Below are 11,726 nucleotides of genomic sequence, written 5' to 3'. Positions count from 1 at the left end.
ACCTCATACCCATCTATATTAGGTGGTCGCGTTAAAACCCTGCACCCTAAGGTGTTTGGTGGTATTTTGGCCCGTAGAAGTTTTGATAGCGATGAGAAACAACTGGCCGAATACGAAATCCCAGAACTGGATTTGGTTATTGTAGATCTTTATCCATTTGAAGAAACCGTACAATCAGGCGCAGGCGCCGAAGACGTGATCGAAAAGATCGATATCGGCGGTATTTCGCTGATCCGCGCGGGTGCAAAAAATTTCAAAGATGTAACCATCGTTGCTTCAAAAGACGACTACGGCATACTGGAAGAAATCCTAAAAACACAGGATGGTGTTACCACTATTGATCAGCGCAAATCATTCGCGCAAAAGGCATTCAATATTACCTCAAACTACGATACCCACATTTTTCAGTATTTTAACCAGGAAGAGCCGCTGCCGGTATTTAAACAAAGCATCCTAACCAGCCAAACCTTACGTTACGGCGAAAACCCGCATCAAAAAGGTACTTTTTATGGTAACCTGGATGCCATGTTCAACAAGCTGAATGGTAAAGAGCTTTCATACAACAACCTGGTAGATGTTGACGCGGCTGTAGCCTTAATTGATGAGTTTACCGGCGAGTCAACTATCGCCATATTAAAACATACCAATGCCTGTGGCATTGCATCACGCTCTTTTATTAAAGAGGCATGGGTAGATGCTTTGGCCTGTGACCCGGTTTCGGCTTTTGGCGGCGTAATTATAGCTAACGATGAAATAGACGCTGCTACCGCTACCGAGATTGACAAGATATTTTACGAAGTACTGATTGCTCCTGCCTACACAGACGAGGCGGTTCAAATACTACAGGCTAAAAAGAACCGTATTATTTTAGTTCGTCAGCCAGTAGAATTACCAGTTAAGCAATTTAAAACCTTGCTGAACGGTGTTATTGAGCAGGATAAAGACGCGGTTGTTGAAGGACCGGCACAAATGACCCCGGTTACTAACCGCAAACCAACCGAGCAGGAGATGAAAGATTTGTATTTTGCCAATAAAGTGGTAAAGCATACCAAATCAAACACTATTGTATTTGCTAAAAACAACCAGCTGATGTCGAGTGGTGTTGGTCAAACGTCAAGGGTTGATTCATTAAGGCAGGCAGTTATTAAAGCCCACAGCTTTGGTTTCGATCTGAATGGCGCAGTGATGGCATCTGACGCTTTTTTTCCCTTCCCTGATTGTGTGGAGCTGGCTGCCGAGGCAGGTATTACAGCGGTATTACAACCAGGCGGATCAATAAATGACAAGCTATCTGTAGCCATGTGCGACGAAAAAAACATCTCGATGGTTACTACCGGGGTACGTCATTTTAAACACTAATTAAATATTACGAATTACACTAATTGAAGTGAATTTTCCCGAATAAAATTAATGCGGATTACGCTAATTAAACCGTATTTTCACGAAGGCAGTTTTACACGGGTTACTCAGTTAAAAAGTAATAAACAAGAGGGTAAGAATACGAATAAAGGAAATTTAGAGTTATAATTGTCAACCTGCATAGATTCGTGAAAATTGTGTTGACTTGGATGGATTCGTGAAATTCATGATCTATATTATTTAACTTTGCAAATTATTTGAAAGAAACATTAGATGGGTTTATTTAACTTTTTTACACAAGAAATTGCTATCGATCTGGGTACTGCAAATACCCTCATTATACATAATGATAAAGTTGTTGTTGATGAACCATCTATAGTGGCGTTTGACAGGACTACCAATAAGGTTATCGCCATTGGCCGGCAGGCCATGCAAATGGAAGGTAAAACACATGATAATATCCGTACTGTTCGTCCGCTTAAAGATGGTGTAATTGCCGACTTTAACGCCGCTGAACACATGATACGCGGTATGATCAAAATGATTAACCAGGGTAAAGGCTGGTTCTTCCCCTCGTTACGTATGGTTATCTGTATTCCATCGGGTATAACCGAGGTGGAGAAACGTGCAGTGCGCGACTCGGCCGAAATAGCCGGCGCCAAGGAAGTTTACCTGATACATGAGCCAATGGCAGCAGCCGTGGGTATTGGTATTGATGTGGAAGAGCCAATGGGTAACATGATCATTGATATTGGTGGCGGTACTACCGAGATTGCGGTTATTGCTTTATCGGGGATTGTTTGTGATCAGTCTATCCGCGTTGCGGGAGATAACTTTGACTCTGATATTGTTCAGTATATCCGCAGGCAGCACAACATTATGATTGGCGATCGTACTGCAGAAAAAATTAAGATAGAAGTTGGCGCTGCATTGCCTGAATTGGCAGATCCCCCGGCTGATTTTGCCGTACAGGGTCGCGATTTGATGACCGGTGTGCCAAAACAGATCATGGTATCATATACCGAAATTGCACATTGCCTGGATAAATCGATCTCGAAGATTGAGGAAGCAATATTAAAAGCGTTGGAAATTACCCCGCCCGAACTTTCGGCGGATATTTACCAAACTGGTATTTATTTAACGGGAGGTGGTGCCCTATTGCGTGGCTTGGATAAACGTGTGGCAGCTAAAACAAAACTGCCGGTTCACGTAGCCGAAGATCCGTTGCGTGCCGTAGTACGCGGAACCGGAACCGCCCTGAAAAATATAGGTAATTTTAAATTTTTAATGCAATAGTTTAGTGAGTGGTGAATGGGGGGTAGTTAATTTAAAACTTTCCAACCACTCACCGCTTACCATTCCCAACTCACCATCCGATGCGTAACCTCTTGATATTTATCACTAAGTATAACGCGTTTTTTTTATTCCTGATTTTTGAAGTAAGCGCGTTGCTTATTTATATCAAATACAACTCTTTTCAAAAAGCTACTTTCATTAATTCGCAAAACCAGGTTACCGGTAGTTTATATGCACAGGTAAGCCAGTTTAAAGGATATTTATCGCTAAAAGAACAAAACGACAGCCTGGCAGGTGAAAATGCCAGGTTGCGGGGAATACTCAAGAGTTCATTTTATGTTGATACTGTTGAGAAGCATAAGGTAACAGATACTGTTTATAAACAACAATATACCTACATAGTGGCCAGGGTTATCAATAATTCCACCAATCAATCCAATAATTACATCACCATAAACAGGGGCCGCAAGGATGGGGTAGCAAAAGATATGGGGATAATTAGCGGTGCCGGTGTTGTAGGGATGGTAGCCGATGTTACAGATCATTTCGCCATTGTTAAATCGTTGCTGCATTCAAAAAGTCAGTTTAGTGCAATGCTGGCAGATGATAAAGCTGTTGGCTCATTTACCTGGGTAAGTAACCTCGATCCGCATAAAGGGGTGCTGAGCCTACAAAACGAAGCAAAGCCAAAATTGGGTGAACAAGTGGTAGCATCGGGTTATTCGCTTTTCCCTACGGGCATACCGTTTGGTAAAATAACTAATTTACATGCAAAAGAAGGCGGTTTACTGCTTAATGTGGAGGTTAACTTATCAGTTGATTTTACAAAATTGCAATACGTATACGTGGTCGTTAACAAATTTGCACAGGAACAGGCGGGATTGGAGGCCGTACAAAATAAATAATGGGCCGTATTATTATCATTAATGCCATCCGCTTTTTGGTTTTGGTTTTTATGCAGGTATTCCTGCTCAAAAACATCACCTTTTACAACCTGTCTACGCCTTATTTCTATATCATGTTTATTTTGCTGCTGCCGTTTGAGATACCAAATGTATTACTGTTTGCGTTGGCGTTTATATTAGGGCTTACTGTAGATGCATTTTATGACACACCCGGGCTGCACGCGGCAGCATGTGCGGTGCTTGCCCTGGTACGCATACTATTTATAAATATAACTGTGCAAAAAGACGGCTTTGATAATGAGCCCGAACCAACCTTAAGCATTATGGGTATCAGGTGGTTTTTTGCCTATATAGTAATACTCACTTTCTCTCATCATTTTTTCCTGCTAAACCTTGAAGTATTTAGGATTTCTGAAATGCAATACACACTAAGCCGTGTTGTTTTGAGTTCAATATTTACGGTATTTTTGATACTGATTTCGGGGCTGCTATTTTTCAAAAGGAAAGAACGTAAATGAATAAATTTTTTGAGCGTCGCTACGTTGTAACCGGTATTTTTATTACTATAATTTTTACCCTGCTGGCAAGGCTTTACTATATCCAGATAGTTGATGAACGATATGCACTGTATGCCACCAAAAATGTTATCCGCAGTGCTATTATATACCCCGCGCGGGGACCGATATTGGACAGGAATGGCAAAATACTGGTTCAAAACGAACCGATCTACGATATCATGGTTAACCCAAAGGATGTAAAACCTTTTGATACCCTTGAGTTTTGCAGAATGATTGGCATTGATAAGGCCGGTTTTGATAAACGCTGGGCTAAAGCCGTAAAATACTCTCCCAGTAAAGATTCGCCATTTGAAAAGCAGGTACCGGCTACACTGTTTGCCTCCTTGCAGGAAAAAATGGGAGATTTTGTTGGCTTTTATATACAGCGCCGTACTGTACGTGCTTACCCTGACTCGGTGGCTGCGCAGTTTTTGGGTTATATAGGCGAGGTACATGACAGGGATATTAGTCGCTCAAACGGGTATTACCGGCTCGGTGATTACATTGGTATTACAGGCGTTGAAAAAGCGTATGAGAATGTATTGCGCGGGCAACGCGGTGTTCAAAATATAATGGTTGATTCGCGCGGAATAAAAAAAGGATCGTTTGCCAACGGTGCCTTTGATACCGTTGCGCGTACCGGCGAGCGGCTTACTTCGTCGCTTGACATCGATCTGCAAAAGTTAGGCGAAAAGCTTATGAAAAATAAGCTGGGCAGTATAGTAGCCATTGAGCCGTCAAGCGGCGAGATACTATGTTACGTAAGCAGCCCAACGTATGACCCCAATTTGATGGTGGGGCGCGAGCGTGGCAATAACGCGGCCAAAATGTATAATGATCCCTATAAGCCGTTTTTCATAAGACCCATACAGGCGCAATATCCGCCCGGTTCGTCATTTAAACCACTGAGCGCGCTCATCGGCTTGCAGGAGGGCATCATCACACCCCAGGATACTTATTATTGTACCGGGCATTACCGGGCCGGTAATCGCCTGGTGCCGTGTAATAACGGTGAAGCCCACGGTTCGGTTAATTTAAGCAGGGCCGTAGCCGAATCTTGTAATGGTTATTTTTCGATGGTTTTTCAAAGAATCATCGACAGGTATGGGGCAAAACGGACCGAAACGACATTTGCTAACTGGCGTGCCAACGTAAATAAATTTGGATTGGGCGTAAGACTTGATCTGGACATGCCGGCCGAAGGCAGGGGTAATGTACCAACTCCTTTGCATTACGATAATATTTATAAAAAAGGCGGATGGCGCTCAAGCACAATTATTTCGCTTGCTATTGGCCAGGGTGAGCTTTTAGCAACGCCATTACAGATGGCCAATATTGAATGTACCATTGCTAATCAGGGTTTTTTTTATAAACCGCATTTAATTAAAGCTATCGGAACGGAAAACGTAATTAAAGCAGAGTATACTAAAAGGAATTACGTTGGCATAGATTCGCAATATTTTGACCCCGTTATTAACGGGATGCAGGCAGTGGTTGAGGATGGTACTGCCAGGAGATCAAAGATCCCGGGCATCATTATGTGCGGAAAAACCGGCACTGCCCAAAACCCGCGCGGCGAAGCTAATTCGGTGTTTGTTGCCTTTGCCCCACGAGACAACCCAAAAATTGCGATAGCGGTGGTAGTTGAGAACTCGGGAGAAGGTGCGCATTGGGCTGCACCTATTGCCAGCTTTATAGTTGAAAAATATTTAAAAGGAAAGATTACTCCCCGTGAATCGGGAATTACGGTGGATTATTTTGCAAACGCGGATCGTCTGCCTGATCTTAACCTTTACGCGCTCGACCTTAAAAAAGAGCGGATACGCGATAGTATTCGCGCTGTAAAAGCCGATTCAATCAAAAAGTTTAAGGCTGATTCTGTAAAAAAAGCTGCCCGGTTAAAAACAGCAAACAATAAAAAGCCGGGTAGTTGGGTTAATCTTTTAGCAAACCGGGGAACGAGTAATTAGTATGAGTAGTAATAACCAGCGCAGTTTCTTTTTTAATGTTGATTGGGTAACGGTGTTCCTGTTCCTCGTACTATGTACTATTGGCTGGTTCAACATTCACGCGGCCGTATTTGATGAAAGGCACCCCAGTTTTATAGATGGAGCTACCAATTATGGTAAGCAATTTATATACATAATTGTGGCTGTGATTGTAGGAATGGTTATTCTGCTGTTGGAAAGCAGGTTTTTTAGCGCGCTTTCCCCTGCTTTTTACGCGATAACTGTGCTGTTGCTCATCGTCGTACTGGTAATTGGCAGAAATGTTGGAGGTAATCAGGCCTGGATCAATATGGGCGGTGGGTTCAGGCTGCAGCCCTCGGAGTTTGCCAAATTTGCCACCTGTTTACTTTTAGCCCGTTATTTGAGCGGGCCTAATATACGCGTTGCTGAGCCAAAAGCATTTATGGCAGCTGCGGCTATCATAGGCTTCCCGATGGTGCTTATTATGCTACAGCCAGATACCGGGTCGACACTCGTTTTTTGCTCACTTATTTTTGTGTTGTATCGCGAGGGTTTATCACCTTATTACCTGGTTGTCTCGGGCCTTTTAATAACGCTTTTTGTGGTTGCGCTTTTGTTTAATCCACTAAGTATAATTATTGGGTTGGTGGCATTTACAGCCCTGGTTATCTTTTTATTTAAACGTAACCGCAAGCTCATTACCACCATGCTTATAGGTTTGGCTATTTCAATATCGTTTATTTTTAGCGTAAAATTTATTTATAGCCACGTTTTGAAGCCTCACCAAACCGAGCGGATTAACATTCTGCTGGGCATTACCACCGATTTACGCGGTAAAGGTTACAATGTAAACCAATCAAAAATAGCCATTGGCTCGGGCAAAATGTGGGGTAAGGGTTATCTGCAGGGCACGCAAACCAAATATTCGTTTGTACCTGAACAAAGTACCGACTTTATTTTTTGCACTATAGGCGAGGAGTGGGGCTTTGCAGGCTCATTAGTAGTTATGGGGCTGTTCTTGTTTTTGATCCTCCGCGTTGTTTTTATTGCAGAACGACAGCGATCGCCATTTTCACGCATCTATGGCTATGGAGTAGCATCGGTGCTATTCTTCCACGTGGTAATCAATATTGGCATGACCATTGGTATTGTGCCTGTTATCGGTATCCCACTACCGTTCATTAGCTACGGTGGCTCTTCATTACTCAGCTTTACAATCCTGCTATTCGTCCTTATCAAACTGGACTCAAACCGGATGGGAATTATTTAGATTTCGGGTTTCAGATTTCAGATTTCAGATTTCAGATTTCAGATTTCAGATTTCAGATTTCAGATTTCAGATTTCAGATTTCAGAAAAATGACAAACAATTTAGGTAAAATCCTGAACATTCTTAAACTCGATTCCGGTTCAGACTGGATCAGCGGTCACAGTCGCACATTCATCCCAACCGAATAATTCCTCAACGGCGAAGCATTATAATACCGGTTACCTACAGCATTCAAATCGTTACCAAGGCTGTACTTTTTATTCAGGAGATTATCTGCAGCAGCAAAGATTTCTAAACGTGTTTTACGGCCTATAAGCGGTTGCCAGCTTACCCTTGCCTGTAGCAGGTTATAGTGCCCGGCATAAACTGTATTGGCATCATTGAGTGGTATTTTGGAGGTATAATTATGCTGTACGAACAAAGAAAGATCATCAGGGAACTTAAGTTGCAGGCTTGATACGAAAACATGTTTCGGCACTCCCGTTAATTGATTACCTGAATAGGTAGCAGAAGTAACAGTGTATTCTCTGAAAGTGAATCTACTGTAGGTATATGCTTCATTGAACTGCAGGCCACGTATAAAATGGGTATCATTCTGATGGATAAGCCAATCGGTAAACGATAGTTCAAAGCCAGGCTGATTGGTGCCTCCCGCGTTTATATAATGCTCGGTTTCATTGGCATTTAAACGGCGTACAATAGCGTTGTTAATACGGTAGTAAAATACCGAAGCATCTAATAGTAAAGTTTCATCGTGATTGCGCAGGCGGAAACCGGTTTCATAGTTCCACCCGGTTTGGGCTTGTAATGCAGTATTTACAATATTGTCGGTTGGCCTCACTTCGGCGGTAGTTGGTGTGGAGTATCCCCGGCTTACTGATGCCCGCCAGATAAAGTTGTTTGTAGCCTGGTAGGATAATGCCAGTCGCGGCATCAGCTGCGGTGAAAAATTGCGGTTGGTAAAACTACTTTGGTTAAGCGGGTAAATATTTTTAAAATCATAACCGTACCAGTTTAAGCTTAACGCAGCCTCCAGGTGCAGGTGTTTAAACATATCTGCCGAGTAACGGCCGAAGATAAAATGTTGATTGGTATGGATATTATCGCTGGTTTGGGTTGTATCCTTAACGCCTTTATTGTTGCCGTAGTTGCTTATCTGCGAATTGGTTTGTTGCCACTCTATACCCAGGTTTGCCTTCCAGCTAAGGTTCTTATGCGGCAAACCAGTCAGCTCAAAATAAGTGCGCAGGCCGTAAGTATTTTCGTTGCGCTGCTCATAATTGGTGATGAATGGATTGGCGAAATCAACATGACTGCCAAATACCGATAGCACATTCCTTACCCGGTCGGTTAAATGGTATTCGTTAACCAGGCCGCCTAAATACATTTTTGTAGTTATACCTATATGTTGTTGTATTGCCCCGGGCAAAGTAGCAGTGGGCTGCCGGGCAAGGCGGGGATTAGCTGTAAACTGTGCCAGGTTTAAACCACCGGGCGTTTGGTAGGCAAGGTTGGAGTACAGACCTAAAAACTTTAATTCGTTTTTAGCGCTGTAGTTCCATTTATCTGCAAGCTGTATATAATTACGATGCATATCGCTGTTCTGCCTATATCCATGGTAGGTTTGGAAACTTTGTTTGATGTTAAACAGGTTATTGCCCGAGCGTTGCTGTAAGGCAATTTTTTCATGAAACAAGCCGTAGCTGCCGGTATTTATTCCAGCCGATAAATAGCTGCTATCGCTATACCTGTTTATCGGGTTTAATAAAACTACCCCGCCAGAGTTAGCGCCAAACAAACTGCCATCCGGCCCTTTTAATATTTCGATACTCCCTATACTACCAATATCAATGGCGTTTAAATAAGAATTGCCGCCGGCATCTGTAAGCGGGATCTCATCAAAATAGATCTTTACATCCCTTACTCCAAAAGGCGATCGCAGTAAACTACCTCTTATAGATAAACGGTAACTGCCTGGTGAACGCTCCTCCGCCCTTATGCCGGGCACGGTGTTTAACGCGGTAACGAAGGAATTATCTGGCTGCAATTTTAGTTGCGCCGCACCCAGCACACTTACCGAAGCGGGTACGCTTAGCACAGGCTGCTCACTCAAATAGCCATGTACAGTTACTGTATTGAGATGTTTAATGCTATCTTTTTGAATGTTTTTTTGGGTTTGTGCACTGACATTTATGGCAAAAGTGAGTACAAGAAAAAAGGGGAAGTAGAATTTTGTCATATAGCGGTTTGGAAAAGCAAAAGTATGTTTTTTAACTTTTAAACCTATATGGTGTTTTGGTAACAAGTTAGCTATAACAAATAATAATAGTGTCTCAGTTTTAAATTAGTGTATAACTAAAAATAAAGCGAGATTTGAAAAGGCAGAGTAAGCAAACTGTAATTTAATATGAACGTACAGGAACAAATAGAAGAGTATATTACCAGCCAACCTGAACCAAAGCGTAGTGATATGCAAGAGTTGCACCATCTCACACTTCAAGCTTTACCAGGTTGTAAATTATGGTTCGACAGCGGTAAAAACAGCGAAAATAAAACTGTTAGTAACCCTACTATAGGCTATGGATTTCACACCATAAAATATGCTGATGGAAAGACCAGGGATTTTTTTCAAATTGGTTTGAGCGCAAACAAAACCGGAATATCTGTTTATATCCTCGGTATCAAAGATAAGACATACTTAGCCCTAACGTATGGGAAAGAATTAGGCAAGGCAAACGTGACCGGGTATTGCATTAGGTTCAAAACGCTAAAAGATATAAACATTGATATACTTGAAGCTGCAATACGATATGGGGTTGAGGTTACAAATGAAAATTAAATTTCGAACTGGGAAACTACCCCAATAATTATTCATTTATTTTTGTTGTTTCATACTCTTTCACCAATTTTTTAGTGGCCCGCGCCAGGTAAGCGGTAATTAACAATGTTTTAAGATCATCCGGCGATACAGTTTCGAGCCTTACCAGCATGTATTTATAATTAATGTAATGCTTGGTAATAAAAAAGGTATGTGGATCGAGAGCCATCCATTTTTCACGCTCGGTGGTATAAATAGCAAGCAGTTCATTCTTTAATTTTACGTTGGCAAAAATCTTATTATTTACATAAAAGGCAGGGTCATCAAAGTGCATCTTCCCTGTAACACCTGGCAAAGGCAACAAGGTGCTGCGGAGAAACTGCATGAAGATAGCCATGTTTGTTGCCATAACTAAAGTTAGTAAAAAGTGGAATGCCTTAGGGTGAAACCATTTGAATTTAAGTTATTGTTATTGGTTTCAACCAACAGATTCGGGGATTCCTTAAAAAGCATTAATTTCACCTATGCAAAACAACCTTCAGCAAACTTTTGGCTATATTGATATTTACCTGTTCGATCAGCTATTAAAAGGCCGGTTTGATAACAGCAGAACCATACTCGATGCCGGGTGTGGTGCCGGGCGTAACCTGGTATATTTTCTGCAGAACGGATATGAGGTTTATGGGGTTGATCAAAGTACTGCGGCTATTAACACGATAAAACAATTATCGGCTTCATTATCACCCGAAAATGCTTTAGATAATTTTAGCGTTTCAGCAGTGGAAGATATGCCTTTTAATGATAGCTTTTTTGACCTGGTGATATGTAGTGCTGTGTTGCACTTTGCAAAAAATGAGCTGCATTTTGACAGCATGTTGCGCTCTTTATGGCGGGTGCTAAAGCCGGGTGGGTACCTGTTTGCCAGGCTGGCATCAGACATTGGTATAGAAGAATTAGTAATAGCTACAGGCAATAGCCGCTACCTGTTACCCGATGGTTCAGAACGTTTCCTGGTAAATGAAGATATCCTGTTGCGCTACACACATGAATTAAATGCCATGCTTTATGAACCTATAAAAACTACCAACGTACAAAACCTGCGGTGTATGACCACCTGGTGTTTGCAAAAGCAATGACCTTCACGCTTTTTCCTTTTTGCCATGCGGAACGAAGTAAAACATCTACTCGTTTGCACTCTTATTTGTTGGCATAATTCGCTTTGGATAACAAGATGTTTATTGTTCCGGTAATAGCTCCGCAGAAATATTTTTCTCCATTAAAAAAAAGTAACTATATTCACGTTTTCAAAACGGGTGTCAATCTTACACTTACTTATAAACCAATTTACTGCTGTTCAATATGTTTAAAAAATTATTCACCTTAAATGCAAAAATAAAACAATCGATTGCGTTGATTTTTTTGCTTGCAGGAGGTATGGCAACAATCCCTGCAAATGCTACCATTAAATCCTTTAAAAAAGGTGCAGATGGTGTTACTTTTTCCTTAGATAAAGGCCTGATGAAAGTACTTGTACGCAGGGATGATATCATTG

At 41.8% G+C, this 11,726-nt stretch carries 11 protein-coding genes; 9 read left to right on the top strand and 2 right to left on the bottom strand.

Annotation, left to right across the window (positions count from 1 at the left end):
- The 6 genes from purH to rodA all read left to right on the top strand — a co-directional run.
- The coding region (purH, locus tag AC1DPZ_RS14900; protein ID WP_477404693.1) for a bifunctional phosphoribosylaminoimidazolecarboxamide formyltransferase/IMP cyclohydrolase at nt 1-1,359 on the top strand (1,359 nt) is incomplete at its 5' end.
- Nucleotides 1,360-1,632: 273 nt separating this feature from the next.
- Nucleotides 1,633-2,655, top strand: coding sequence for a rod shape-determining protein (locus AC1DPZ_RS14895; protein WP_090651245.1), 1,023 nt, complete (start codon nt 1,633-1,635; stop codon nt 2,653-2,655).
- Nucleotides 2,656-2,735: 80 nt separating this feature from the next.
- On the top strand, nt 2,736-3,560 hold the full coding sequence (mreC, locus tag AC1DPZ_RS14890; RefSeq protein ID WP_477404691.1) for a rod shape-determining protein MreC: 825 nt from the start codon (nt 2,736-2,738) through the stop codon (nt 3,558-3,560).
- Nucleotides 3,560-4,078, top strand: coding sequence for a rod shape-determining protein MreD (locus AC1DPZ_RS14885; protein WP_477404689.1), 519 nt, complete (start codon nt 3,560-3,562; stop codon nt 4,076-4,078). The genes mreC and AC1DPZ_RS14885 overlap by 1 nt, the downstream gene beginning before the upstream one ends.
- Nucleotides 4,075-6,087 carry a penicillin-binding protein 2 gene (mrdA, locus tag AC1DPZ_RS14880; protein WP_477404687.1) on the top strand — a complete coding sequence of 671 codons (2,013 nt, stop codon included), beginning with the start codon at nt 4,075-4,077 and terminating at the stop codon, nt 6,085-6,087. Before AC1DPZ_RS14885 ends, mrdA begins: the two co-directional genes overlap by 4 nt.
- A gap of 1 nt (nt 6,088) precedes the next feature.
- Complete coding sequence (rodA, locus tag AC1DPZ_RS14875) at nt 6,089-7,357, top strand: rod shape-determining protein RodA (protein WP_477404685.1); 1,269 nt, start codon at nt 6,089-6,091, stop codon at nt 7,355-7,357.
- Between the two features lie 156 nt (nt 7,358-7,513).
- Here rodA and AC1DPZ_RS14870 read toward each other — a convergent pair whose 3' ends face one another.
- Nucleotides 7,514-9,595 carry a TonB-dependent receptor gene (locus AC1DPZ_RS14870; protein WP_477404683.1) on the bottom strand — a complete coding sequence of 694 codons (2,082 nt, stop codon included), beginning with the start codon at nt 9,593-9,595 and terminating at the stop codon, nt 7,514-7,516.
- Between the two features lie 168 nt (nt 9,596-9,763).
- Between AC1DPZ_RS14870 and AC1DPZ_RS14865 the strand changes: the two genes are divergently transcribed.
- On the top strand, nt 9,764-10,195 hold the full coding sequence (locus AC1DPZ_RS14865; protein ID WP_477404681.1) for a hypothetical protein: 432 nt from the start codon (nt 9,764-9,766) through the stop codon (nt 10,193-10,195).
- A 28-nt stretch (nt 10,196-10,223) separates the two neighbouring features.
- Here AC1DPZ_RS14865 and AC1DPZ_RS14860 read toward each other — a convergent pair whose 3' ends face one another.
- Nucleotides 10,224-10,583, bottom strand: coding sequence for an MmcQ/YjbR family DNA-binding protein (locus AC1DPZ_RS14860; protein WP_477404679.1), 360 nt, complete (start codon nt 10,581-10,583; stop codon nt 10,224-10,226).
- A 115-nt stretch (nt 10,584-10,698) separates the two neighbouring features.
- Between AC1DPZ_RS14860 and AC1DPZ_RS14855 the strand changes: the two genes are divergently transcribed.
- Together AC1DPZ_RS14855 and AC1DPZ_RS14850 are read left to right on the top strand one after the other, a co-directional pair.
- Nucleotides 10,699-11,310, top strand: a complete 612-nt coding sequence (locus tag AC1DPZ_RS14855) for a class I SAM-dependent methyltransferase (protein ID WP_477404677.1) — start codon at nt 10,699-10,701, stop codon at nt 11,308-11,310.
- A gap of 223 nt (nt 11,311-11,533) precedes the next feature.
- A partial coding sequence (locus tag AC1DPZ_RS14850) for a hypothetical protein (RefSeq protein WP_477404675.1) occupies nt 11,534-11,726 on the top strand: 193 nt, incomplete at its 3' end.

This window comes from Mucilaginibacter sp. P4_G9 (assembly GCF_056400985.1).
The sequence above is the reverse complement of the archived record's forward strand: the minus strand, read 5'-3'. Positions and strand labels throughout refer to the sequence as shown.